The sequence below is a fragment of the Cognatilysobacter bugurensis genome (assembly GCF_014652095.1).
Lineage (GTDB): Bacteria > Pseudomonadota > Gammaproteobacteria > Xanthomonadales > Xanthomonadaceae > Cognatilysobacter > Cognatilysobacter bugurensis.
This window is the reverse complement of sequence record NZ_BMYD01000001.1, coordinates 267,416-292,071: the sequence shown is the minus strand read 5'-3', so window position 1 is coordinate 292,071 and position 24,656 is coordinate 267,416. Positions and strand designations below refer to the sequence as shown.

The 24,656-nt window shown below is 69.2% G+C and carries 17 protein-coding genes and 1 tRNA gene; 11 read left to right on the top strand and 7 right to left on the bottom strand.

From position 1 onward, the window contains the following. Positions 1–2 precede the first annotated feature (2 nt). From IE075_RS01455 to IE075_RS01445, 4 genes are read right to left on the bottom strand one after another with little or no spacing between them, the layout of a single operon-like run. Positions 3–4,679: an RHS repeat-associated core domain-containing protein gene (locus IE075_RS01455; protein WP_189452603.1), complete on the bottom strand. Its 4,677-nt coding sequence runs from the start codon at positions 4,677–4,679 to the stop codon at positions 3–5. Positions 4,680–4,711: 32 nt separating this feature from the next. Next, complete coding sequence (locus IE075_RS15765; protein WP_268244901.1) at positions 4,712–4,840, bottom strand: hypothetical protein; 129 nt, start codon at positions 4,838–4,840, stop codon at positions 4,712–4,714. Next, positions 4,837–6,459 carry a hypothetical protein gene (locus IE075_RS01450; protein ID WP_189452601.1) on the bottom strand — a complete coding sequence of 541 codons (1,623 nt, stop codon included), beginning with the start codon at positions 6,457–6,459 and terminating at the stop codon, positions 4,837–4,839. Before IE075_RS01450 ends, IE075_RS15765 begins: the two co-directional genes overlap by 4 nt. A gap of 8 nt (positions 6,460–6,467) precedes the next feature. After that, positions 6,468–8,738: a type VI secretion system Vgr family protein gene (locus IE075_RS01445; RefSeq protein ID WP_189452599.1), complete on the bottom strand. Its 2,271-nt coding sequence runs from the start codon at positions 8,736–8,738 to the stop codon at positions 6,468–6,470. Positions 8,739–8,974: 236 nt separating this feature from the next. Here IE075_RS01445 and IE075_RS01440 point away from each other — a divergent pair. From IE075_RS01440 to IE075_RS01415, 6 genes are all read left to right on the top strand, one after another. Further along, positions 8,975–9,051: transfer RNA gene (locus tag IE075_RS01440), tRNA-Arg, on the top strand. 126 nt (positions 9,052–9,177) lie between these two features. After that, positions 9,178–10,710 carry an L-piperidine-6-carboxylate dehydrogenase gene (amaB, locus tag IE075_RS01435; protein WP_189452598.1) on the top strand — a complete coding sequence of 511 codons (1,533 nt, stop codon included), beginning with the start codon at positions 9,178–9,180 and terminating at the stop codon, positions 10,708–10,710. 51 nt (positions 10,711–10,761) lie between these two features. Then, positions 10,762–11,049: a DUF4190 domain-containing protein gene (locus tag IE075_RS01430; protein WP_189452596.1), complete on the top strand. Its 288-nt coding sequence runs from the start codon at positions 10,762–10,764 to the stop codon at positions 11,047–11,049. Between the two features lie 4 nt (positions 11,050–11,053). Further along, complete coding sequence (locus IE075_RS01425) at positions 11,054–12,121, top strand: quinone-dependent dihydroorotate dehydrogenase (RefSeq protein ID WP_189452594.1); 1,068 nt, start codon at positions 11,054–11,056, stop codon at positions 12,119–12,121. Beyond that, a complete protein-coding gene (gene murB / locus IE075_RS01420) occupies positions 12,118–13,158 on the top strand; it encodes a UDP-N-acetylmuramate dehydrogenase (protein WP_189452592.1) in 1,041 nt (346 codons plus the stop codon). The genes IE075_RS01425 and murB overlap by 4 nt, the downstream gene beginning before the upstream one ends. Positions 13,159–13,281: 123 nt before the next feature. Beyond that, on the top strand, positions 13,282–14,187 hold the full coding sequence (locus IE075_RS01415) for a DMT family transporter (protein ID WP_229792256.1): 906 nt from the start codon (positions 13,282–13,284) through the stop codon (positions 14,185–14,187). Positions 14,188–14,190: 3 nt separating this feature from the next. On the opposite strand, the gene IE075_RS01410 is transcribed toward IE075_RS01415, so the two are convergent. Both IE075_RS01410 and ispG read right to left on the bottom strand, forming a co-directional pair. Then, a complete protein-coding gene (locus IE075_RS01410; RefSeq protein ID WP_308427800.1) occupies positions 14,191–14,922 on the bottom strand; it encodes a phosphatase PAP2 family protein in 732 nt (243 codons plus the stop codon). Next, positions 14,900–16,171: a flavodoxin-dependent (E)-4-hydroxy-3-methylbut-2-enyl-diphosphate synthase gene (ispG, locus tag IE075_RS01405; protein WP_189452590.1), complete on the bottom strand. Its 1,272-nt coding sequence runs from the start codon at positions 16,169–16,171 to the stop codon at positions 14,900–14,902. Before ispG ends, IE075_RS01410 begins: the two co-directional genes overlap by 23 nt. Before the next feature lie 118 nt (positions 16,172–16,289). On the opposite strand from ispG, the gene xseA reads away from it, so the two are divergent. Then, the gene (xseA, locus tag IE075_RS01400; RefSeq protein ID WP_189452588.1) at positions 16,290–17,657 is read left to right on the top strand and encodes an exodeoxyribonuclease VII large subunit; all 1,368 of its coding nucleotides are present in this window, start codon (positions 16,290–16,292) and stop codon (positions 17,655–17,657) included. 140 nt (positions 17,658–17,797) lie between these two features. Further along, positions 17,798–19,228: an aldehyde dehydrogenase family protein gene (locus tag IE075_RS01395; RefSeq protein WP_189452586.1), complete on the top strand. Its 1,431-nt coding sequence runs from the start codon at positions 17,798–17,800 to the stop codon at positions 19,226–19,228. A 12-nt stretch (positions 19,229–19,240) separates the two neighbouring features. Here IE075_RS01395 and IE075_RS01390 read toward each other — a convergent pair whose 3' ends face one another. Then, positions 19,241–22,213 carry an EAL domain-containing protein gene (locus tag IE075_RS01390; RefSeq protein WP_229792255.1) on the bottom strand — a complete coding sequence of 991 codons (2,973 nt, stop codon included), beginning with the start codon at positions 22,211–22,213 and terminating at the stop codon, positions 19,241–19,243. A gap of 139 nt (positions 22,214–22,352) precedes the next feature. Between IE075_RS01390 and IE075_RS01385 the strand changes: the two genes are divergently transcribed. The 3 genes from IE075_RS01385 to IE075_RS01375 all read left to right on the top strand — a co-directional run bounded on the left by IE075_RS01385 (position 22,353) and on the right by IE075_RS01375 (position 24,604). Beyond that, positions 22,353–22,910, top strand: coding sequence for an RNA polymerase sigma factor (locus tag IE075_RS01385; RefSeq protein WP_189452584.1), 558 nt, complete (start codon positions 22,353–22,355; stop codon positions 22,908–22,910). A 153-nt stretch (positions 22,911–23,063) separates the two neighbouring features. Beyond that, entirely contained in the window at positions 23,064–24,011 is a 948-nt protein-coding gene (locus tag IE075_RS01380; RefSeq protein WP_189452582.1) for a flagellar biosynthesis protein FlhF, read from the top strand. Next, the gene (locus tag IE075_RS01375; RefSeq protein ID WP_189452580.1) at positions 24,008–24,604 is read left to right on the top strand and encodes an IMPACT family protein; all 597 of its coding nucleotides are present in this window, start codon (positions 24,008–24,010) and stop codon (positions 24,602–24,604) included. Before IE075_RS01380 ends, IE075_RS01375 begins: the two co-directional genes overlap by 4 nt. Positions 24,605–24,656 lie beyond the last annotated feature (52 nt).

The following is a 24,656-nucleotide window of genomic DNA, read 5'->3' as shown; positions in this document are numbered from 1 at the left end:
TCCTATGACCTGCAGCCGGAAAGGAGATCGGCCGCGCGCCGTTTCCAGTAAGCGGTTCTGAAGTCGTTGAACTGCTTGTCGAGTGCGGATGCCGTTCCGTCAGCATTCTTACGGAAACTCGGGTAGCGGGGCAGCGTCTGCTTCGGACGGTTGGGATCACGCGGGAACGGATAGTGGAGGATCCTGGAATGATTCTGATGCGTGTCGGTCAGTATCTCGACCAGTGAACCGCGCTGCCCGGTGAATGTGTTGATCTCGGTCTGCGTCAGGTGGTGCAGCTGTACCGATTTCCCATCCGTGCCGATCGGCGCGAGCCCGTCACCCATGCGATCTAGGTTCGAACCGCGCTTCCATTGCCCGGTGACGGGGTCCTTCCAGGCACTCTTGCGTTGCGGATCGAATAGGTCGTCGCGCTGATATACGGTGCGGCCGTCGCTGGCGGTGACGCGCCGGTAGCGGCTCAGACCCAACGGATCGACGAACATGCCGGTGTTCGGGCCATACTCGTAAATGTTCGGGCCGGCAGCGATCCCTACCGGATCCTGCGAGATGTAGGCGCCCGTGCGGACGTCGTAATAGCGGAACCGGTTGTAGTGGAGCCCGGTCTCCATATCCAGATATTGTCCTTGCAACCGCAGGTGGTTCTGGATGCTGCCGGACTGCCGAGTCGTTGCCCCCCACGCCGTGTAGCTCGCCGACCAGACGACGTTTCCCTGCGGGTCGGTCAGGCGGGTGGGGCATCCGTTCGGATCGACGTGGTAGTAGTACACCTCCGCCGCGCCGGAATCTTCGGGTGGAATTCGAGCTGGGTCCGCCGGCCGCTTCCTTACTCGCGACTGGTCCGTCTCCGAAGGCCTGGCGGGGCGTGCAGGCGCCGGCTCGCGCACGATTCCGCCCAGCAGCGCCGTTCGGCCCAGCGCTCCCGCGCCCGGGCGGTCAGCCGGGGCGCCGCCCAGTGACAGTGACCCGAGGCCTCTGCTGCGCATCGCCCCGGATAGGCCGGCGGTGTGGCCGAGAACGGCCCATCCTGGATCTTCCGACAGGCTTGCCAGCAATACCCCGGTCGGATCGCCTGGATCAGGACGAAACCGGTTGCGCGACAGGGCGCGCGCGGCAGGCGCCGACGGCTCGGATGTGTTGTCCACGTCCGAGCGGGCAGTCACCTCGCAGGCCGACCGTGGTCGAACATGTAGGGCAGAGTCGATCGGCTGCCGCTCGATCAGCGCCAGCGGTACGAACGTACCGGGGTGATACACGTACTCACGGGCACGTGCGTGAAGCGCCGCAGTGCGCCGCTTCTTCTCTTGGAACTCGGTCAACTCGAGGACGTTGCTGCCCGTCGCGGCGCACGGCGCGCGCGACGCGTCATCCTGCACGACTTCAGCGGCGAGGGTGTCGCCGTCCCAGAAGAACCACGTGGTGTGCGTCGCGTTGCGCTTGAATACCCGACGGCCCACCGCGTCGTATCCGTACCGGGTGATTTCCGTGCCCTTCCGGCTTTCGACTAGGCGCTGGCTGGCGTCCCAGCGGAGGTGCAGCTCCTCCGACCGGTCCGCCAGGCCGGCACATGTTTGATCGGTGCTACGGAGCACCAGCGTGCCGGTGCGATCGAAGACGTAGCGGACCCCCTCGTGGACACCCTCTCGCGTCCACAGGTCGGGCATGGCATCACCACCGGAGACGCGCTTCATCCGCGCCGGCCGCACGCGCGTCTGGAGGCGGTCGCCAGCTGCATCGTTGAGAAAATGCGCGATGCGGCCCGTCGGGTCGGCGTGGCTCATGACCCGTCCCAGCGGGTCATGCGTGTAGCAATCGCTGCCGTGTTCGCTGTCCCTGCGCTCCGTCAGGTTGCCACTGCCGTCATAGCCGTACGAGGTTTCGAACAGCGGCAACTCGTCGCGCAGAACGGATTGCACGGTCATCAGGCCCCGTCCGTCGTAGTGCAGCCTGCGCTGCAGATGCTCACCCAGCTTCTCGTTGACCGCTCGCCCGAGAAGGTCGCGCTCGATCACGATCGGCACATCGTTGTTAATCCGCACGGTGCCGACCTGGCCACGAGCATCGAACGTATGCAGCACGCGATTGCCGGCGCTGGTCTCGCGAGCGACGCGCCGACCGAGTGCATCGAACCGGCTCGTGATGCGGAAACCGTCCTGCACCTCCTCGACGAGGCGGCCCTCCGGGTCGAACCGGCACGTGACATGGCGGTGCGGATTGCGGAGCTCGACCAGGCGCCCTCCGTCGTCGTATCGGAAGGTTTCCTGGACGAGATGGCCCGTCCGGTCCGGATCTGGAAGCGCTTTGCCCAAGACGCGGCCGAGTTTGTCGGTGGTATAGCTAACCGTATGGCCGAGCGCATCCTCGGTCGCGAGGAGCCGCCCGCACGCATCGTACCGATAGAGGCGGGCCTGCCCCCAGTAGTCGACCTCCTCGATGATGCGGCCCAGCGCATCGCGCCTGAGTTCGTAGCGCTCGCCACGCTGGTTGATGACGGCCGTCAGTTGCTCTTCGGTGTCGTACTCGTAGCACACACTGTGGCCGTCGGCCTGCAGGCGCCGCGCAATCTGGCCGATGCCCACGTACTCGAGCCTCGTGACATGGCCTGCCTCATCACGATGCCTCAGCAACTGGTCCTCGGCATCGTATTCGCAGTGGATACGGCCACCATCCGGCTGGATCATTTCCAGCAGGCGGCCTTTGCCGTCATGCCGGTAACGTGTCACCTGCCCCGCGGGACCGGTCTGTGCCTGCAGACTTCCAAGCGCATCGTGCTGGTAGTGACTTGTGACAGCCAACGGATCGACAACTTGCTGCAATTGGCCATGGCGGTCGAACTGCAGCCGCGTCACAGCGCCGAGTGGATCCGCGTGCGTACGCAACTGGCCGTAAGCGTTGTAGCCGAAGCGCGATATCGCACCGAGCGGCGTGCTCTGCTCGAGCAGCAGTCCACGGTCGTCCCATCGTTGCGACCATATCGCGCCGCCCGGATCTATGACATCGACAGGCCGGTCGCCGGCGTCATACGACGTTTCCAGTACGCTTCCGTCCGCCCGCGTCAGCTTCAGCAGATTCCCGCGCTCGTCATAGTCGAACGCGGTCCGCAACCCCATCGGATCGACCACAGCGGTCGTGCGGCCGACGTCGTCGTACTCGAACACGGCCACACCGTCGAGCGGGTCGATCTCGCACAGCGGCAGCCCGTTCTCGTCGAACTTCACCAGCGACGTGTGGCCGAGCGAGTCGGTGACCTGCGTCTCGCGCAGCAGCGCGTCGTACTCGAACGTATAACGGTAGAGCCCACCGTCGCCCCAGCTGCGAATGACGCGCCATTGGTCGTCAAACGCATAGTGGAACGACAGACCCAGACGGTCGGTATGCCGCACCATCCGGTGCTCGCGATATTCGAACGTCCTTGGCGCGTCCAGTGCATCGTGCGCGGCGATGAGGTCGCCCGCCGCATCGTATCGATAGCGAACGAGCGGATAGTTCAGGCCCGTGCCGGGGTCGTGCAGCGCGATGCGCTCGACGCGGCCCTGCCGTGAATCGATTTCGAGAAAGCGCCCCTGCAACGGTTGGCCGGTTTCCTCGTCGATGATGCCACTCTCGACAATACGCACGAGGTGCCCGTCGACCCGTTCGAACTGCCAGTGGTTGCCGCACAGGTCCTCGATGCGTTCGATCGGCATGCTCGACGGGCCGTTCGAGGGCGGGACGAAGACGTACCGCAGGCCGTCCTTCGTCCGGACGACGTACCGCACGCCGCAGGCATCGGCCTCGCGCATGAGACGGGCACCGTCGACGAACTCGAGCACCGCGTGTTCAGTGCCCTCCCCTGCCGGCAGATGTGGGAACACCGCCGTGCTCTGCACATCCACGAACAGCACCGCACCGTCCGGCTCGATGACCAGCCGGATGTCGGCGGGCGTCTGCCAGCCATGGCCGGACGCACCGGCATACGTTTCGGAGGAGCGGTAGTGCCGCGTCCATGCAAGCGGCAGGCGCCCGGGGATGGAGAAATCCTCGTGCGTCACGACGACGCTGCCGTCGCGGATATCGACCGGCTCAGCGCGCAACACCTTGCACTTGAGGAGCCCCGGGTTCATGTTCTTGCACGCCCGACGGCGCATGTTCGCGAACGCGTCGGCCGCACGCCGTGCGACACCGCTCTTCTTGAGCAGCCAGAACGCGCCCTTGAACGCCATGGCGGTCATTGAGATCGTCGGGGGGCCACCGACGTTCACGGTGGTCGGGATCGCCACGTTGATCGCGGTCGGCAGCGTCAGCGACATCTTTGGCTTCGGCGGGCTCTTCGGCCGCACGGGCGGGATCATGCCCACGAGGTTGCAATCGAGCACCGGCATGCCGAGGCGCGAAAACGGCTCGCCATCGGCAAGCACGGTGCGGCTGCCCATGAACAACTCGTCCTCGAACTGCGGGCCCATCGGTGCCTTCATGGGCGGTACCCACGCGCCGAGCGGGATGTGGATGCACAGTCCGCCCGTACCGGCCGTCGCGCGCTTCACTCCACTGACGTGCACGGTGCCGCCGATGATCGGCAGATAGTCGAACGGGTCCAGCACCATGCCGATATGCGGCGTCGGCAGCGGCGCGGGCGGAGCGAGGTACTGATGGATGTCGATCCCGAGTTGCGGGTCGAAATGCTTGGCGGCGAGGGTCACGGCAATCCTTTGCGTCGATGCGGGTTGATGCGCTAGAGCGCGCGGGCCACGGCGCGCAGCAGGGCGCGCGCTTCGTTGCCGTACTCGTCGCCGAGCATCCAAACGAGGCCGATCACGAGCGCAGTGACACCGGCGAGCACGAACAAACGGCGGGGCGTCATGCAACGGTTTCCTCGGCAGCGGGTGCGCGCGCCACGGTCGCCGACTCAGGCGTAAACAGCGGCTCCGGGTCGGGCAGCACCGCGAACTGCGGAGGCTCGCTCCACTCCACAATCGCCTTGTCGAGCGGATGCCGAATGTCGGGCAGGCCGCTCCATCTCGGATGCAGAAAGTCGCGGCCCACGGCGACCACGCGGCGGAAGAACGCGTCGCCACCCGCGATCTGCCGCTCGCGCTCGCGGGCGGCATTGGCGAATGCCGTCTCGTACCGCCCTTGCAGCTCCGCTTCGATGCGCTCCAGCTCCAGGCACGTTGGATCGGCGCCGAGTCGGGCAGCGCGCATCTCCGCGGCGTCGCGCGCCGATTCAACGGCCACGCGATACTGCTCCGCGGCGCGCTCGATCTTTTCGGTGCGCGGCGCGTCCTGCAGGCGTAACAGATCCTGCAGTAGAAGCGGCAGTGTGGTCATTGGACGGTCCGACGCAGGCACATCGCGCGCTGCTGCAAGCGCTTGCAGCCCGTAATCCCGCGCCGGTTCGCGACGCCCGGCTTGCGCGAGACAGAAGCCGGCCATGCGCAGGCCTTCGATCACGAACATCGCGTTCGGCATGCGCCGGGCCACCTCCGCGCCTTCGGCATATGCCGCCGCCGCTCGTTCCGGCTGACCGGCCACGAGCCACACGCCGGCTTCGCCGAACCACGTTTGCATGACGAGCTGGAGCCCGGCCGGGTGGGATGCGCGCTCGGCGTCGAGTGCCCGCTCGCGGGCGGTGCGGTAGCGGGCAATCGCCTCGGGAAACTGCTGCTCCTTCATGTACGCACCGGCGACTGCCATGTGCACCACGACCTGCTGATCGGGCCAATCAGCGCGCTGTGCAAGCGCGATAGCCCGCTCGCCGCGTGCGACCACCTGGGATGCACTGCCCTTGTCGAGCAGCGTCATGACATCGGCGAGCATCTGCCGGAATGCCGTCTGCGGGCCTGCCCCACCGGATTGAGCGGCGATGTCGCGCGCGATGTCGAACATGTCCACGGGCGCGTCGATGACGGTCACCGACGATCCGTGGCGCTCAACCAACGGCTGCCACTGCCGTGTGGACGCGTAGTCGACGAGGACGAGGCGGACATTGGCCGGGGCGGGCGTCGCGAGTGCCGCGTCCAGCCAGCGCTCGAACGCCGCCGGCGATGCGACCTGTTCGGGCGAGAGCACCGCCGCGAAGTAGCGCATCCGCTCCCGGTGGTGCGTCGCAAACGAGGCCCACTGCGCCAGCGTGCCCGCCGCGGTGTCCGGCTGTTGGCGGTAGGCATCGAGCCAGTCCTGCGCGACGCCCTCCTCTGCCATGTTGTCGCGGCTGTCCAGATAGCGACGCCGCAGATCTTCCTTCAGCGCCCGGCTGTACCCGAACCCGGTCTCGAACGGCGTCGACAGCCGCAGGAAGAAGTCGGGCGTGCCCGCCAGTTCGGGGTGCGCCTGCGCCTCGAAGAATGCCGCCATCATGCGATCGGCGTTATCGGGCACGCGCCAGATCACCGCTCGCACATCCGGTGCCTCAGTTGCGCGCAGCCATTGCTCGCACAGCACGTCGATACGCCGTTCAACGGCGTTCTTCTGCCTCGTCATGTGCACGCTCAGCAGTTGAGGTTGATGGTGGCACCGTCGACGCTCACGCCGCTCGCGTCGACCTTGATCGTCGACCCGCCTGCGCTGATCGTGATCGAGCCCGCGTCGATGACGACCGAAGCGCCGCCGACCGCAAGAACGACCTTCGCGCTCGATGCCACGGTCATGTCCGCGGTGGAGAAGCTCGTGTGGGGGCCCTGGACCTGATGGCTGCTGCTGCCGACCACGCTCACCGTGCGCTCGCCCTGATTGGAGTCCTCGACCGCGCCGACAACCGACCGGCTGTCACCGCCGGTGATCGAGACGGTTCGCCCGCCTGCGGTCACGGTTTCGGTCACTGCGGCATTGACGGTCCAGCTCGCCGGGCCGGTGATCGTCTCGTCCCACGGGCCATCGCGCAGGCTCTTGAATGGGCCCGTGAGCGCGCTGTCGAACTTGCCGGTGATGGTCTCCGAATATCCGACGGCCGGGATCGACAAGGTCTGCCCCGTCTCGAACGTCTCTGTGACCGCGCCCTTCACCGTCGTCGTGGCTGTGCCCTTGACGTCGGTCGTACGCCCACCGGTCACGCTCAACGAGTCGTCGCCGGTGACGCTGATGCCGCGCGTGCCACCGACGGAGATCGCCTGGTTCGCGCCGACACTCATCGTGTGGTTGCTTGCAACGCTGGTGGTCTTGTTGTTGTTGACCGTGGCGTTCTGGTCGTTGAGGACCGTCGTCGCCATGTCCTTCTGCGCGTGCAGGTTCAGCAACTGCTGGCCGGCCCCGTCATGCATGCTGACCTCGTTGTAGCCCTCGCCCTTGACGGTCCTGGACTTGATGCCGCTGACCTCGAGGCCGAACGGCGGCAGGTTGTCCTCGTTGTAGACCCGGCCGGTGATGAGCGGACGGTCTGGGTTTCCGTCGAGGAAATCCACGACGACTTCTTGCCCGACGCGTGGCGCGGAGACACCGCCCATACCCGCGCCCGCCCACGGGCTTGCGACGCGCACCCAGCATGAGCTCGCATCGTCAAACCGGCCGAGCCGATCCCAGTGGAACTGCACTTTGACCCGCCCGTAGCGGTCGGCGTGGATCTCCTCGCCGGGCGGGCCTACGACCGTTGCCGTCTGCGGGCCGGCCATGCGCGGCATGGGCGTCAGCCGCTGGGGGCGGAATGGAATCTTGTGGCGCAGGCACGTCGCGGCGCAGCGGTAGGTCGCGCCCTCGGCTTCGGTGTACCCGTCGCTGAAGTTGTTGCGGATGTCGTGGACGGTCTCGACAACGAGGAACTGCCGGGCCTCCTCGTCCGTTTCGAGATGCTCGAAGTGTCCGTGCAACACGAAGTGCCGCCCCGCCTGCAGCCCGCGGTGATCGCCCGTCGCCTCGAACCGCTTCGTCGGCCAGGCAGCCTCCTCGGCGCGCAGCAGCGCCAGCGCGTCGCCCACGCGGCAGTCCGCGAAGCGGGCCGCGCCGTCGTATCGGTAGGTCTCCAGTCGTGGGAGCCGCCCGTGGGGAATGCTCAACGGCAGATCCACCATCAGCGCGCTCTTGGGCTGCTTGAAGTCGAAGCTCTTCACGGCCTGCGCGTTGGAACCGATGCGCCGGCGCGAGATCCAGCTGTCGAGCCCATGCTCGTTTCGCACGCCGTCGTCCGCGTGGTAACTCACCCGCACCCGACCATCGATCGCGGGCGCACGCGTCGAGTCGTCCGACAGCACCATCGTGTGGCCGTCAGCGGCGTGGTCGAACCGGTAGTGGATGCCCTCGTCCTCGAGCAGCCGCGACACGAATGCAAAGTCGGACTCGTTGTACTGCACGCAGTACGGGAGCTTCGAGTAACGCGCCGCGTCGAGGTCGTAGCGGCAGGCGGCGAGCTCGGCGTACGGCGCAAACACCTCTTCGACGATCTCCACGACCGTGCGGTCCTGGAAGATCCGGCAATCGCTCGAGTGATCGAGAAACGCGAACCACGGCGCGAGCTCGGCGCGGTAGGTCGCCAGGTCTCCGTCGGTCCCGATGCGGGCGAACTCCTGCACGTAGCCGTGGAAATGGCGGTCGCCGTCCGGCGTGTGCAGGCTCAGGCGCATCGGATGGCCGACCAGCTGTTTGAGTTCCAGCTGCGCGTCCGGCGACAGCAGGTCCACGGAGAACTGGAAGGGGCGCGACAGCGCCTCGGTGCCGTGCACCCGATGGACGATGAATGCGTCGGCCTCGAGCGGCGACGCCACCCGGATCAGCCGGGTGTCCTGATTGAGGCGGGCAACGCGGGCGAGGCTTTCAGGGGTGTATCCGTACACGCTGCATCTCCAGACGGTGGGCCATCACCGCATCCGCGGCGGTTTGCATGGCACGACAAGGCTGGGAAGCGCCGCCGTCCATGGCTGTGCTGCTACTGCGCCTATGGTGGGGCCGCGGCGCTCTCATGGAAAGGCTCCCGCGCCTCGCGGGTGAGCGCGCCGCGAGCAGCGCCGGAGGCCGCCCGTCCAGGGGCCGATTCCGGCCCTCGGCCCGTTCGTGCAAAAATGCCCCGCTTGGCCCCGTAGCTCAGCTGGATAGAGCGGTCCCCTCCTAAGGGACAGGTCGCACGTTCGAATCGTGTCGGGGCCGCCAAGCAGGTCCCTCTGCATGAGCCCGCACGTCCCTGTGCGGGCTTTTCGTACGGGGCTTCGGCGGCGCGCTTTCGCGCGCGGCCTTCCGTGCCGGATGACCCGGCCGCTTTCGACTCAGGAGTTTCAAATGACCCATTCCGTCCTTACCGCCCTCGGCCTCACCGAACTCGAATCGGGCACCTATCTTGGCGGCGGGGAATGGTCGACCACCGGCGGCGCCGGCCTCGTCGAGTCCGTCAGCCCGACCGACGGCCAGGTGCTCGCGCGCGTGAACGCGACGACGCAGGCCGAGTACGAGACGATCGTCGAGCGCGCCCAGGCCGCCTTCAAGGTGTGGCGCCAGACGCCGGCCCCGCGCCGTGGCGAGGCGATCCGCCTGTGCGCCGATGCGCTGCGCACCCATAAGGACGCGCTCGGCTCGCTGGTCGCGCTCGAGATGGGCAAGTCCAAGCCCGAGGGCGACGGCGAAGTGCAGGAGATGATCGACATCGGCGAGTTCGCCGTCGGTCTGTCGCGCCAGCTCTACGGCCTGACGATGCATTCCGAGCGCCCGGGCCACCGCATGTACGAGCAGTGGCACCCGATCGGCCTGGTCGGAATCATCTCGGCGTTCAACTTCCCGGTCGCGGTGTGGGCGTGGAACTCGTTCGTCGCGGCTGTATGCGGCGATATCTCGATCTGGAAGCCGTCGCCGAAGACCCCGCTCTCGGCGATCGCGTCGATGAAGATCTGCAACGAAGCGCTGAAGGCCGGTGGCTTCCCGGACATCTTCTTCCTGTTCAACGACGCGGGTAACGAGCTCGCGCAGCGCTTCGTCGACGACAAGCGCGTCCCGCTGATCAGCTTCACCGGCTCGACCAAGGTCGGCCGCCACGTCGGCGAATGCGTCGCGCGCCGCATGGGCCGCTCCCTGCTCGAACTCGGCGGCAACAACGCGATCATCGTCGACCCGTCGGCCGACCTGAACCTCGCGATTCCGGCGATCGTGTTCGGCGCGGTCGGCACGGCCGGCCAGCGCTGCACGACGACGCGCCGCCTGTTCGTGCACGAGTCGATCTACGACGAGGTGCTCGGCAAGCTCAAGACCGCGTACAAGCAGGTCGAAGGCAAGATCGGCGACCCGACCGACGCGGCCAACCTCATGGGTCCGCTGAACAGCCAGGACGCGGTGAAGGGCTACCTCGATGCGATCGCCCGCGCGAAGGCGCAGGGCGGCACGATCGAGACCGGCGGCGAAGCGATCGATCGCCCGGGCAACTTCGTGCTGCCGGCGATCGTCACCGGCCTGACGAACGACGCGGAAGTCGTGCAGACCGAGACATTCGCGCCGATCCTGTACGTCATGAAGTACTCGACGCTCGAAGAAGCGATCGAACTGCAGAACGCCGTGCCGCAGGGGCTGTCGTCGTCGATCTTCACCACGAACCTCAAGAACGCCGAGCAGTTCCTCACGGCGTGGGGTTCGGACTGCGGCATCGCGAACGTCAACATCGGCACCTCGGGCGCGGAGATCGGCGGTGCGTTCGGCGGTGAAAAGGAGACCGGCGGCGGTCGTGAGTCGGGTTCGGACGCCTGGAAGGCCTACATGCGCCGCCAGACGAACACGATCAACTACTCCGACTCGATGCCGCTCGCGCAGGGCATCAAGTTCGATCTCTGATCCGAAGCCTGACGTCTGACACGTGGCCCACGACGCCCGGAGGGCGCCGCGATGAACGAACCCGCCCGCACGACTTCATCGCTCGCGATCGCGAGCCTCGTGTCGGGCGTGCTCGGCTGGACCTTGCTGCCGCTGATCGGCTGCCTCGTCGCGGTCGTCACCGGCCACATGGCGCGCGCCGAGATCCGGCGCGCGAGCGGCCTTGAGGGCGACGGGCTCGCGGTCGCCGGGCTCGTGCTCGGTTGGCTCGGCATCGGCATGGCAGTTGCCGCCGTGCTGATGGTGGTCGCGGCCATCGTGTTCTTTGGCGGACTCGCCTGGTTGTCGGAGATGCACTGAGACGATGCGCCCCGCCTACGCCCTCGCCCGCCCGCTGCTGTTCCGTCTGGATGCCGAAACCGCGCACGGCCTGACGCTGCGCGCGCTCGACACGCTGCACGCGATCAGCGGCAGACTGCTGCTGCCGCGCCCGCCAAAGCCGTTCCCGACGCGCGTGTTCGGGCTCACGTTCCCGAACCCGGTCGGCCTCGCTGCCGGGCTCGACAAGAACGCGCTGCACGCCGAAGCCCTGTTCGCGCTCGGCTTCGGCTTCGTCGAGGTGGGCACGGTCACGCCCCGGCCGCAGGCGGGCAACCCGAAGCCGCGCATGTTTCGCATCGCGGAGCACAGCGCGATCATCAACCGGCTCGGGTTCAACAACGACGGCGTCGACGCGCTCGCGCACAACGTCGAACGCATGCGCACGCGCCGCGGCGTGCTCGGCATCAACATCGGCAAGAACAAAGACACACCGAACGAACTGGCTGAAGCCGACTACTTGCATTGCCTGGAGCGCGTGTACCCGCTCGCGGACTACGTGACGGTCAATATCTCTTCGCCGAACACCGCGGGCCTGCGCGAGCTGCAGGAAGAACAGGCGCTGCGTCGGCTGGTCGGCGCGCTGCGCGAGGCGCAGGAGCGTCTTGGCGCGCGGCATGGCAAGCGCGTTCCGATGCTGGTGAAGATCGCGCCTGATCTGAGCGACAGCGATATCGAGGCCGCCGCGCGGGTGCTCAGCGACCTCCAGGTCGACGGCGTCATCGCGACGAACACGACGATAGGCCGGCCGGACGTCGAACACCTGCCCGTGGCCGACGAGGCCGGCGGCTTGTCCGGCCGACCGGTGATGGCGCAGGCAACGACCGTGCTGCGCATGATGCGCACCCGCCTGCCCGAGACGATCCCGTTGATCGGCGTCGGCGGCATCCTGTCCGGGGCCGACGCGGTGACGAAGATGGCCGCCGGGGCGAGCCTCGTGCAGTGCTACTCCGGCCTCGTGTACCGCGGGCCTGCGCTGATTGACGAGTGTGTCGAGGCGATGCGGCGGCGCAAGGAAGCCCCGAGCCGCGGCAACGTCCCGCCCGAGCAATGACCGACGCCGTAAGTCTCACGCGCGACGCCGACCTCACCGGGCGCAACACGTTCGGCGTTGCCGCGCGGGCGCCGTGGCTTGTCGAGGTCGCCGATGCGGCGCGCTTGCCCGAGGTGTTCGCACTTCCTCAGTTACAAGGCGCGCGGCCGCTCGTGCTCGGCGGCGGGAGCAATCTGCTGTTCGCAGGCGACGCGCCGGGTCCGGTGCTCGCGTTGACCGGCCGCGGCGTCTCGATCGTCAGCGACGACGGCGAGCGCGCGATCGTGCGCGCCGACGCGGGCGTGGAGTGGCACGCTCTCGTGATGGACACGCTGGGCCGTGGCTTCGCCGGGCTGGAGAACCTTGCGCTGATTCCGGGCACGACCGGCGCCGCGCCGATCCAGAACATCGGCGCGTACGGCGTGGAGGTCGGCGAACTCATCCATGCGGTCGAGGCGTTCGAGCCTGGAACGGGCACGATGCATCGGCTCGACCGCGATGCCTGCGCATTCGGGTACCGCGACAGCGTGTTCAAGCACGCGCCGGACCGCTTCGTCGTGACCGCGGTCGAGTTCGACCTATTGCGCACACCGTCGCTGACGCTCGATTACGCGGGGCTGCGCGAAGCGCTGGCCACGCGCGGCATCGAGTCGCCGACGGCACGCGACGTCGCGGATGCCGTCATCGACATCCGACGCAGCAAGCTGCCCGACCCCGCTGTGCTCGGCAATGCGGGCAGCTTCTTCAAGAATCCGATCGTGCCGGTCGAGCAGGCTGAGGCGCTGCTCGCCGAGCACCCGACGCTGCCGGTGTTCCGCGCCGGGTCGCCCGAGCTGCGCAAGCTCTCCGCGGCTTGGCTCATCGACCGCGCCGGCTGGAAAGGCCAACGCGACGGCGATGCCGGCGTCGCGCCTTCGCATGCGCTGGTGCTCGTCAACTACGGCAGCGCGAGCGGGCGCGACTTGCTCGACCTCGCCCGTCGCATTGCCGACAGCGTGCACGCCCGCTTCGGCGTGAGGCTGGAGCCCGAGCCGCGCGTCATCGGGGCCGCATGGTGATTCAGGCGTGACCGGCCACGCGGTCCCGCGCCCGGCCCGCGTCGCCTGCCCACAGCGGCAAAACGTCCTGCACGCGACTGCGCCTATCCTGCACGCCCCGACGCGCCCGCTGGAGACGCCCCGATGCCGCTGACGACGCACGGTCGCGCCGTGTGGCTCATGCTGTGCAGCACCGCGTTCTTCGCGCTCATGGCGGTCGCGATCAAGCTGGCGGCGGAAACGCTGCACACGTTCGAGATCGCGTTCTTCCGCAACTTCTTCGGCGTGATCGCCGCGCTGCCGTTGTTGGTCCACCACGGCCCGGGGCTGCTGAAAACCGACCGACTGTCGAAGTATTTCGTGCGCTGCCTCGTCGGCATCGTGTCGATGTTCTGCGGGTTCTGGGCCATCGGGAATCTGCCGCTCGCGCAGGCCGTCTCGTTGTCGTACTCGACCCCGCTGTTCGTCACGATTGCGGCGGTGTGGATCCTGCACGAGCAGGTGCGGGCGCGGCGCTGGGCGGCGGTCGTCGTCGGGTTTATCGGCGTGATGGTGATCGTCCGCCCCGGCACCGACAGCTTCACGGCGGGCACGCTCGTCGCGCTGACCGCCGCGGTGCTCAGCGGGCTCGTGTCGATCCAGATCAAGCAGCTGTCCGCCACCGAGCCGGCCGACCGCATCGTGCTGTGGACGACGATGCTGTGGGTGCCGATGTCACTTGGCCCGGCGCTGTTCGTGTGGGAATGGCCGCAGGGCATCACGTGGCTGTGGGTCGCGGCCGCGGGCACGCTGGGCACGCTCGGCCACATGCTCTGGACCCGAGCGCTCAAGCTCGGCGACGTCTCGGCGCTCACGCCGATCAGCTTCATGCAGCTGCCGATCGTCGCCGTGCTCGGCTACCTGCTGTTCGACGAGGCGGTCGACCGATGGACCGTCGCGGGCGCGGCCATCATCTTCGGCGCGAATGCGTACATCGCGCACCGCGAAGCGCAGCTGGCACGGCGAGCCGCGACCGCGGCCCCAAGCGCCGCCGCGAAGCCCGGCGAGTAGGCCTCAGGCGGCGCCGTGGTGCTGCCAGGGCCGGCGGCGCCCCCGGAACGCGACGAGAAACACCGCCGCCGTCCACGCGCTCGCCGCGGCCCAGCCCGCGAGGATGTCGGAGGGGTAATGCACACCGAGGTACACGCGTGAGAAGCCGACGGCGACGGTGAACGCGAGCGTCGCCAAGAGCACCGGCCACCGCCAGCGCGTGCGCCAGGCGAGCAGCACCAGCACACAGGCCAGCGTGGCCGATCCCATCGCGTGGCCGCTCGGGAAGCTGTAGGTCACCTCGGGCGCGATCGACTCCCATAAGGTCGGCCGCTCGCGCGCGAACGAGTACTTGGCCGCGGTGTTGAGCAGGCCGGAGCCGGCCAACGCGATCGTCGCGAACGTCGCCTCGCGGTACCAGCGACGCAGGGCGAGCGCCAGGATCAGCGCGATATCGAACGGAATCACGCCGTGCGCAAAGCCCAGCCGCGTGATCAGCAAGATTGCGGGATCGAGCGCATCGGACGCCATCGCACGTGCGTAACGCAGGATCGGCTCGTCGAAGTCGATCGCTTCCTGGTCGTGGATCTCGTCGGCCAGCTCGCTGAAGCCCCACATCGGCAGCAGCAGGCCGACGAACAGCAGCACCAGCCGCCAGCCGCGGCGGCGCAGGAAGCCGTAGGCGAAGTGCGCGCTGTGCCAGAGGGCGACCCCGGCGGCGCGGATGGCGTGCTCAGGCGGCGTCGGAAGCTGCACCGTACCGCCGCTCGACGTAGCGATCGATCAGGCCCACGAAGTCGTCGGCGATGTGCTCGCCGCGCAAGGTCACGGTCTTCTCCCCGTCCTCGAACACCGGCGCGGACGGGGCCTCGCCAATGCCCGGCAACGAGATGCCGATGTTCGCGTGGCGCGACTCGCCGGGGCCGTTGACGACGCAGCCCATCACCGCAAGCGTGAGGTTTTCCGCACCCGGGTGTGTGATCTTCCACTTCGGCATCTTCTCGCGCACATGCGCCTGCACCTTCTGCGCGAGCTCCTGGAAGAACGTGCTCGTCGTGCGACCGCAGCCGGGGCAGGCGGTGACCATCGGTGTGAAGGCGCGCAGGCCCATCGTCTGCAGCAGTTCCTGCGCGACGATGACTTCGTTCGTGCGCGACTGGCCTGGCTCGGGCGTGAGCGAGATGCGGATCGTGTCGCCGATGCCTTCCTGCAGCAGCAGCCCGAGCGCGGCGCTTGAGGCGACGATGCCCTTGCTGCCGATGCCGGCCTCGGTCAGGCCCAGGTGCAGTGCGTAATCGCCGCGCGTGGCGAGCTCGCGATAGACCGCGACGAGCTCCTGCACGCCGCTGACCTTTGCGCTGAGCACGATGCGATCGGCCGACAGGCCGAGCTCGACCGCGCGATCGGCCGAATCCAGCGCGCTGCGGATCAGCGCCTCGCGCAGCACGCGACCGGCGTCCCACGGGTTCGCGCGTTGCGCGTTCTCGTCCATGAGCCGCGCCGCGAGCGCCTGGTCGAGGGAGCCCCAGTTCGCGCCGATGCGCACGGGCTTGCCGTAGCGGATCGCGAACTCGATGAGCTGCGCGAACTGCAGGTCCTTCTTCTTGCCGAAGCCGACGTTGCCGGGGTTGATGCGGTACTTCGCAAGCGCCTCGGCGGCGGCCGGCTCGCCGGCGAGCAACTGGTGCCCGTTGTAGTGGAAGTCGCCGATCAGCGGCACCTCGATGCCCTGCATCGCGAGGCGATCGCGGATGCGCGGCACAGCCGCAGCGGCCTCGGCTGTGTTGACCGTGATGCGCACAAGCTCCGAGCCGGCGCGCCAGAGTTCGGCCACCTGCTTGGCCGTCGACTGCACGTCGGACGTGTCGGTGTTCGTCATCGACTGCACGACCACCGGCGCGTTACCGCCCACGCGCACGCCGCCGATTTCGACCTGGCGCGTGCGGCGTCGCGAATGCGGGCCGAACTCGGGAACCGTGCAGGGCGCGGGAGCTTCGAAATTCATCCGCCGATTGTAAGCCAGCCCTGCTGCGCGGCTGCCAAACGGGCGACCCGCCCGGGGCATGCCGGGTCGTCGACGGCCGCTGCGTTAAGGTAGCCGCCCTTCCGAGCCGCCTCCTCCGATGGAACCGAGCACTCCGCAGAACGTGTTCACGCCGAGCCAGCTCAACACGCTGGCCCGCGACATGCTCGAAGGCGCGTTCCCGTCGATCTGGGTCGAAGGCGAGCTCGGCAACGTGGCCCGACCGTCGTCCGGGCACCTGTACTTCAACCTCAAGGACGCGCGCGCGCAGGTGCGCTGCGCGATGTTCAAGCCCAAGAGCACGTGGCTGCGCTTCCAGCCGCGTGAGGGCCTGCGCGTGCTCGCGCGCGGCCGCGCCACGCTCTACGAGGCGCGCGGCGAATACCAGCTCGTGCTCGACCACATGGAAGAGGCCGGCGAAGGCGCACTGCGACGCGCGTTCGACGAGCTCAAGGCGCGGCTCGCCGCGGAGGGCGTGTTCGACGACGCACGCAAGCGGCCTCTGCCCGCGTACGCGCGCCGCATCGGGGTGATTACCTCGCCAACCGGCGCCGCGATACGCGACGTGCTGAGCGTGTTCGCGCGGCGTTTTCCGCTCGTCGAGGTCGACGTACTGCCGGTACCGGTGCAGGGCGCCGCGGCGGCCGCGCAGATCACCTCGATGCTGCAGAGCGCGGACGCATCGGGCCGCTATGACGTGCTCCTGCTCACGCGCGGCGGCGGATCGCTCGAGGACCTGTGGTCGTTCAATGACGAGCACCTCACGCGCGCGGTCGCCGCTTCCGGCACGCCGGTGGTCTGCGCCGTGGGCCACGAGACCGACTTCAGCCTCGCCGAGTTCGCGGCCGACCTGCGTGCGCCGACGCCGTCCGTCGCGGCCGAGCTCGTGGTGCCGAGCACGGACGACCTCGCCCGCCAGCTGCGTGCGCTCGCGTCACGTCTGCGCGCAACGCAGCTGCAGCGGCTGCGCCAGGCCATGCAGCGCACGGACCGCGCGTCGCTGCGGCTCAATGCGCTGCGGCCCCAGGCCCGCGTCGAATTGCTCCGCCGCCGCCAGGCCGAAGCGCTGCGGCGTCTGGAATCCGCGTGGCATCGCCGGCTCGACCGCGAGCGCGCCCGCGTGCGCCACGCCGACGCAGTGCTGCGCGCCCACCACCCGCAGCGCCGGCTCGCGCGGCTGCGCGAGCGGCTTGCGGCAATCGGCCACCGGCCGCAAAGCGCGATGGCGCGGCGGCTGTCGAACGATGCGATGCGCCTGCGCGGACTCGTGCGCTCGCTCGCCGCGGTGAGCCCGATCGCGACACTCGCCCGCGGCTACGCGATCGTGCGCGACGCCGACGGCGGAGTCGTGCGCAGCGCGTCGGACACGCAGCCGGGCGCAGCGCTTGATGTGCACCTGTCCGACGGCGGCCTGCACGTGCGCGTCATCGAGACGCGCAGCCCGCCCGCGGACGACTCGACGCCGTAGCAGGGCGGCCACCAGCTGGCGCCGGCGGCGCGCTTGCGCAGCTCAACCCGCCAGATGCTCGATGCATTGCCGCAGCGCGCAGCGTCGACGTTCGCCACACACGTCATCCGCATGCCGCACGCCCAACAGGAGTCCGCACCGTGACCGCTGATCCCCGCCCGTACTGGCTCGCGAACCGACCCGTCGCCCCGAACGGCGACCTCACCGTGCACGACAAATACACGCGCGAGCCGATCGCGCGCGTGGCGCTCGCCGATGCCGCCGCAGTCGACCAGGCGATTGCCGCCGCGCACGCCGCACGGGGGCCAATGCAGGCGCTGCCGCCCGACGCGCGGCGCGACGTCCTTGAGCATTGCGTCGGCCGGTTCCGCGAGCGGGAGGAAGAACTCGCGCAGCTGCTGTGCGCGGAAGCCGGCAAGCCGATCCGCGACGCGCGCGGCGAAGTCACGCGCCTGATCGACACCTTCCGCGAGGCCGCCGCGGAAGCCACGCGCATCGGCGGCGAGGTGCTCGAACTCCAGATTTCCCCGCGCACGCGCGGCTATCGCGGCATGACCAAGCGCGTGCCGGTGGGCGTGTGCGGCCTGATCACGCCGTTCAACTTCCCGCTCAACCTGGTCGCGCACAAGGTCGCCCCGGCGATCGCCGCCGGCTGCCCGTTCGTGCTGAAGCCGGCCGAGAAGACGCCGCTGGGCGCGCTGCTGATCGCCGAGGTGCTCGCCGAAACGGACCTGCCGACCGGCGCGTTCTCCGTGCTGCCCTGCACGCCCGATGAAGCGTCCGCAATCGTCGAGGATGACCGGATCGCACTGCTGAGCTTCACCGGTGGCCCCGTCGGTTGGGACCTCAAGGCGCGCGCCGGCCGCAAGAAGGTCGTGCTCGAACTGGGCGGCAATGCCGCCTGCATCGTGGATGCGGACCCCGGCGTGCCGCTGGATCGCGTCGTCGAGCGGCTCGTGCTCGGCGCGTACTACCAGAGCGGCCAGAGCTGCATCAGCGTGCAGCGCATCCTCGTGCATCGCAGCCTGATCGACGAGCTGCGTCCGCGCCTCGTCGAAGCGGTGTCGACCCTGTGCATGGGCGATCCGCGCGACGAGGCGACCTTCGTCGGCCCGATGATCGACGAGGCCGCAGCCCAGCGCGTGGAATCGTGGATCGACGAGGCCTGCGCGGGCGGCGCGACGCGTCTCGTCGGCGGCCCGCGCGACCGCCACCTGCTGCCGCCCGCCCTGCTCGAGAACGTGCCCCATGAAGCAAAGCTGCAGCGGTGCGAGGCGTTCGGACCGGTCGCGGTGCTCGAACCGTTCAACGAGTTCGACGCCGCGCTCAATGCGGTCAACGACAGCGCGTTCGGCCTGCAGGCCGGCGTGTTCACCGGCCGGCTCGAGCACGCGATGCGCGCGTGGGACCGGCTCGTGGTGGGCGGCGTGATCGTCGGCGACGTGCCGAGCTTCCGCGTCGACACGATGCCCTACGGCGGAGTCAAAGCGTCGGGCCTCGGCCGCGAAGGCGTGCGCTACGCGATCGAGGACATGACCGAATCGCGGCTGCTCGTGATCCGCGACCCCTGAGCGGCCGGTGCGCTACTGCGCGACAGCGGCCACGGGGTGCACAAGCTCCGGACGCGGCGCGTCGAGCACATCGACCCTCGGCCCCGGATGCTCGCTCGAATGCCCGAACAGGAATCCCTGTCCGTGGCTGCAGCCCAGCCCCTCGAGGATCTCGCGCTGCGCCTCCGTCTCGATGCCCTCGCCCACCGTGTGGATGCCGAGCGCGTTCGCGAGCGCCTGGATCGCACGCACGACGGCGATGCTCTCTGCGCACGACTCGCCGACCAGCCCGGCCACGAAGCTGCGGTCGATCTTCAGGCACTCGATCGGGAAACGGTGCAGGTACGACAGCGCGGAATAGCCTGTGCCGAAGTCGTCGAGCTGCGCGAGCACGCCGACATCGCGCAGCTGCTCCAGCATGCGCAGCGCGCGCGGCGCGTCGTCGAGCAGCGCGACTTCCGTGATCTCGATGCGCAGCCGTCGCGGGTCGGCGCCGGCGTAGGCGAGCAGGTCGAGCAGGCGATCGGCGAACTCCTCGCTGCGGAAATGCCGCGGTGAGACGTTGACCGAGATGTAGCCATCTTCGGTGCGCGCCAAACGGTGCGCCACCTGTTCGTAGACCAGCCAGTCGACCTCCTCGATGAGCCCGGTGTCTTCGCCCAGGCCGATGAACTCGCCCGGCATCAGCAGGCCGCGGCGCTCGTGTCGCCAGCGCAGCAGTGCCTCGTGGCCGATGACCTGACCGTCGGACAGGCGCACGATTGGTTGGTAGAACGCCACGAACCCGCTGCCGTTGATCGCGCGGCGCAGGTCGGCCTCGAGGTCGAGGATGCGCATCGCGTCCTCGCGCATTGCCTCGTCGAACACCGCCCAGTCGCTGCGACCGGCGGCCTTCGCGCGATACATCGCCGCGTCCGCGTCGCGCAGCATCTCGGCGCCGTCGTTGTAGCGCGGGTGCCACAACGCGATGCCGATGCTCGCCGACGGGAACAGCTCGCGACCGGCCACCCAGCACGGTGTGCCCAGCGCGCCGAGCATGCGCCCGGCCAGGTCTTCCGCGACCTGGCCGCTTTCGATGTCTTCGATGACCACGGCGAACTCGTCGCCGCCCAGGCGTGCGACGGTGTCCTCCGCACGCACGGTGTCGACGATGCGCCGGCTGACTTCTACGAGCAGCTTGTCGCCGGCCGCATGGCCCGCACTGTCGTTGATGAGCTTGAAGCGATCGAGATCGAGGAACAGCACGGCGAACTGGTGGCCCTCGCCCTCCCGCGCACGATCGATCGCGCGCGCGAGCCGCTGCAGCAGCTGCGTGCGATTCGGCAGCTGGGTCAGGGGGTCGTGAAGCGCCTGGTGCGTGAGCTGCTTCTCGGCCTTCACGCGCTCGCCGATCTGCGCGATGAGGCGCGAGTTCGACTGCGCGAGTTCGAAGGTGCGCGCCGCCACGCGCTGCTCGAGCTCGGCATGCGCCGCCACGAGCCGGTCCTGGGTCTGCTTGCGTGCCAGGCCGATACCGATGTGGTACGCGACGAACGTCAGCAACTCCTGATCACGCACGGTGAAGATCGTCTCGGGCGAATAGCTCTGCACGGCGATGCAACCGACGACGGCGTCGTCGCGACGCAGCGGCACGCCAAGCCAGCAGTGCGAGAGCGCACCGACGCTGCGCACCACGCCGTCGGCTTCGAGATCGAGGATGCGCGAGCGGTCGACGAGAAGCGCGCGCCCGGTGGCGATGACGTACTCGGTCAAGCCACTGGCCCGCTTGCGCGCAACGCGCTTCATGTCGCGCTCGTCGATCGAGTACGGGAACTCGAGCATCGTGCCGTCGGCCGACAGCAGCGCGATGTAGAAGTTGCGCGCGTACAGAAGTTCGCCGACGACGTCATGCACCTGCGCGTAGAAACGCTCGAGCGTGTCGGCGGTGATCGACAGTTCCGCAATCCGGAACAGCGCTCGCTGCAGGCGCTCGGCGCGCTGGCGCTCGATGATTTCGGCCTGCAGGTCGCGATTGCTCTTCCACAGCGCTTCGGTGCGCTGGTCGACGCGCCGCTCGAGTTCCTCACGCGCCCAGTGCCGCTCGAGTGCCGTCTGGATGTGCTGCGCCACGAACGCGAGCAGCGCGCGGTCCTCGTCGCTGTAGCAGTCGGCGCGGTCGTAGCTCTGCACGACGACCGCACCGCACACATGGTCGTCGCGCACGATCGGAACGCCGAGCCAGTCGAGGCTCTCCGGGCCGGCGGCGGCGGCGGCATCCGCGCGCGGGTCGCTGTCTTCGAGCAGCAGGCCGGTCTGCTGGCGGATCGCGTCGATCGACCCGCGAAGCGGCGCGCCGTGTCGCAACAATGCAAGCGTGAGGCTGTGCGGAAGATCCTCGGCGCCGATCTCGCGCTCGGGATCGGCCACGTACGGGTCGCGCTGGTCGGCGAAGTACAGGAACCGCATCCGCTCACGCTCGTCGTCGTAGGCGACGATGTAGAAGTTCTCAGCGAACATCAGCCGCGCGACGACTGCGTGCACCCGGCCGAGCATCACGCTGAACTCAAGGTCGGCGCCCGCGAGGTCGGCGATCTCGTACAGCGCCTGCTGCAGCCGCTCGGATTTGCGGAGCAGCTCGACGTGCGCCTGCGCGCGCGCTGCCACGAGGCTCGCCCACACCACGCGGCGCGTCAGCCCCGCCCATGCCGTGCTTGCGGCGGGAATCATCGGATCCGGCATCGAGGCGACGACCACCGCGCGCGTGCCGTCCTGCTCGTCCCACGCATCGATCAGCAGCTGGGCCGCGCGGGGCAGTGGGTCGTCGGAAAACAGGATCTTCTCGGCGAGTGGCGCCAGCCCGGCCGCCCCGTCGCTCAGCGAGCATCCCGACGTACCGTCCGGATTGCGCCAGCACACCGCGACTTCCGCGCTGCGCGGCAGCGTGTGCCGCAGCGACGCTGCGAGCGACACCAGTGCGCATACGCCATGGTCCCCCGCCGGCCGCGTCGTAAAGACCGCCTTCTGCACGTGCCGTCTCCCACCCCGCCACCCCCTGTGGCCGGGCGAGCATAGCGCGGCGTCTCAAATCGTGGCGCCGACATCGTCTTCACGCAGGCCGCGGGCAGTCCGCTATGCCTCATCCGCGCAAGACCGTACGCTGCGCCGGATGAATTCGGGCGCCGATCCCAGCGACGACGTGTTGATGCTCGCCTGGGCCGGGGGCGATGCCGGGGCGTTCGAGCGCCTCTATGCCCGGCATCGCGGTCCGCTGTACCGGTTCGTGCTGCGGCACGTGCGCGATCCCGCGCTTGCCGATGAGTTGTTCCAGGACGTCTGGCAGCGCGTCATCGCCGCGCGCGCGAGCTGGCGGCCGGACGCGGCGTTTCGGACTTGGCTGTTCCGCATCGCGCACAACCGCCTGGGCGACCACTGGCGCGCGCAGAAGCACCGCCCCGCGGCGCCCGCCGACGGCGAGGCGCGGCTTGCCGCGGCCACCGATGGGTCGACGCCCGAGCACGCGCTGTCCGACTTCGAAGAGCGGCGGCGTCTCCAGCGCGCGATCGAAGCCTTGCCCGACGAGCAGCGCACGGTCGTGCTGCTACGCCTTGAGCACGAGCTGAGCCTGGAGGCGATCGCCGAGGTGACGGGCGCTGGACGTGAGACGGTGAAGTCGCGGCTGCGGTACGCGATGGACAAGCTGCGTGCGGGGCTCGGCAGTGAGTGACCTGCACATGTTCGCGTTCGGCGCTGACAGTGCGCGCAGCGCTCGCGCGGCCGTGTGGGCTCCACGGTTTGGCGCTTCCCCGGATTTCCACGCTGCACGTGGCACGTTGCCGCGCCTGCTCCGCCTTTGTCACACGTTTCCGGACCGTCCCAAATGAGTGCTTCAGACCGCGACCCGCTGAGCCCCGACGAGCGCGATTTGGCCGCCCGCTTGGAGCGTGTGGCCGGTGCCGCGGGCCCGTCAGCCGCGGTCGACGCGCGCATTCTTGCCGCGGCGCGCGCGGCGGCAGGACCGGCGGCGGGCCATGCCAAGCGGGAGGCGCGACGTGCCGCCCGGTGGTCCGGCGGCGCCATCACCGCGGTCGGCACCGCGGCGGCATTCGCGATCGCAATCGGCACTGCGTGGCAGTTGCGGCCGGTCGACCGGCCGCCGCCTCGGGAGGAAACGATCGACGACGGCGTGGTCTCGGTCGAATTGCTCGGGCCCCGTCGGACGACTGCGCCGGCCGCTGCCGCCTCCGCCAACTCAGAGGCTGCGCCGGCGCCGGGCGCGGGCGCGCCGATTGCTTCGAAGCGCGCGCCCGGCAACAGCGCCAACGCGGCCTCGCCGGCGAGCCCGATCGCAGATGCGACCTCGATGCCGCCGGCGTCGTCGACGGCCCCCTCCGCCGCGGCTGCTGAACCTGCCACCGGCTCCGACGTTGCGCGTCCCGAGCCGCCTTCGAGTGAAACCCCGCAGGCGGCCGGCAGCGCGCCTGCACAACGCGCAATCACGTCGCCTGACGGCGCCGACGCCACCACGCAACCCAACCGCCCGCGTCGCGCCACCTACACCACGGCCGCGCGCGCACGTCCCGAGGCGCGCGACGACGCCCCCGGCGCTCCAAGCACACCCACGCAACGCGGCGCAGCGGCCCCCATCGACGTCACCGCGCTGCCGGTCAGCGACGACGCCGGCCTGGCGCCGGCCGAATGGCTCGAACGCGTGCGTGCGCGCCGCAACACGGGTGACGTCGAGGCCGCCCGCGAAAGCCTCCGTCGATTCAAAGACGCACACCCGCGCGTCCGACTGCCGCGCGACCTGCGTGAGCTCGCGCGATGACGCGCGACACGCTGGCCGCCCGCGCGTCGCACTCGCTCGAGATCAAGCACAGCCGGTTCCTCGCGCAGGCCGCGTCGGTCGAATCGCCGGACGCCGCCCTCGCGTTCCTAGCCGAGGTCTCCGATCCCGCAGCAACCCACAACTGCTGGGCCTACCGCATCGACGCGCAGTACCGCTCCAACGACGACGGCGAACTGGCCGGCACGGCAGGCCGCCCGATCCTCGCGGCGATCGACGGCCAGGGCTTCGACCGCGTCGTCGTGGTCGTGACGCGCTGGTACGGCGGGATCAAGCTGGGCGCCGGCGGGCTCGTGCGCGCGTACGGCGGGTGCGCGGCCGAGTGCCTGCGCGCCGCGCCGCGTGCGCCGCTGGTGGACATCGCGGAGGTGACGGTGTCGATCGCGTTCGACGACCTCGGCATCGCCCACTCGCTGCTTGCGAGCCTTGGCGCGACGCGGCTCGACGAGCAGTACGACGCCGACGGCGTGCGCCTTCGCGTCGCGCTGCCGGCCGACGGCGTCGACACGATGCGCACGCAGCTGCGCGACGCGACGCGCGACCGTGCGCGGCTGACGGTGGACTCGGACGGCTGATCGCGGTGCCGTTGCGCGCCCCAGGCGCGCCATCGGGTGCAACGCGTCGCGG

What these genes read in the sequence shown, in the direction of transcription:
- IE075_RS15765 (WP_268244901.1), bottom strand. Translation starts at nt 4,840, where the DNA reads ATGACGCCCCGCCGTTTGTTCGTGCTCGCCGGTGTCACTGCGCTCGTG.
- IE075_RS01450 (WP_189452601.1), bottom strand. Translation starts at nt 6,459, where the DNA reads ATGACGAGGCAGAAGAACGCCGTTGAACGGCGTATCGACGTGCTGTGC.
- amaB (WP_189452598.1), top strand. Translation starts at nt 9,178, where the DNA reads ATGACCCATTCCGTCCTTACCGCCCTCGGCCTCACCGAACTCGAATCG.
- IE075_RS01430 (WP_189452596.1), top strand. Translation starts at nt 10,762, where the DNA reads ATGAACGAACCCGCCCGCACGACTTCATCGCTCGCGATCGCGAGCCTC.
- IE075_RS01425 (WP_189452594.1), top strand. Translation starts at nt 11,054, where the DNA reads ATGCGCCCCGCCTACGCCCTCGCCCGCCCGCTGCTGTTCCGTCTGGAT.
- murB (WP_189452592.1), top strand. Translation starts at nt 12,118, where the DNA reads ATGACCGACGCCGTAAGTCTCACGCGCGACGCCGACCTCACCGGGCGC.
- IE075_RS01415 (WP_229792256.1), top strand. Translation starts at nt 13,282, where the DNA reads ATGCCGCTGACGACGCACGGTCGCGCCGTGTGGCTCATGCTGTGCAGC.
- ispG (WP_189452590.1), bottom strand. Translation starts at nt 16,171, where the DNA reads ATGAATTTCGAAGCTCCCGCGCCCTGCACGGTTCCCGAGTTCGGCCCG.
- xseA (WP_189452588.1), top strand. Translation starts at nt 16,290, where the DNA reads ATGGAACCGAGCACTCCGCAGAACGTGTTCACGCCGAGCCAGCTCAAC.
- IE075_RS01385 (WP_189452584.1), top strand. Translation starts at nt 22,353, where the DNA reads ATGAATTCGGGCGCCGATCCCAGCGACGACGTGTTGATGCTCGCCTGG.
- IE075_RS01380 (WP_189452582.1), top strand. Translation starts at nt 23,064, where the DNA reads ATGAGTGCTTCAGACCGCGACCCGCTGAGCCCCGACGAGCGCGATTTG.
- IE075_RS01375 (WP_189452580.1), top strand. Translation starts at nt 24,008, where the DNA reads ATGACGCGCGACACGCTGGCCGCCCGCGCGTCGCACTCGCTCGAGATC.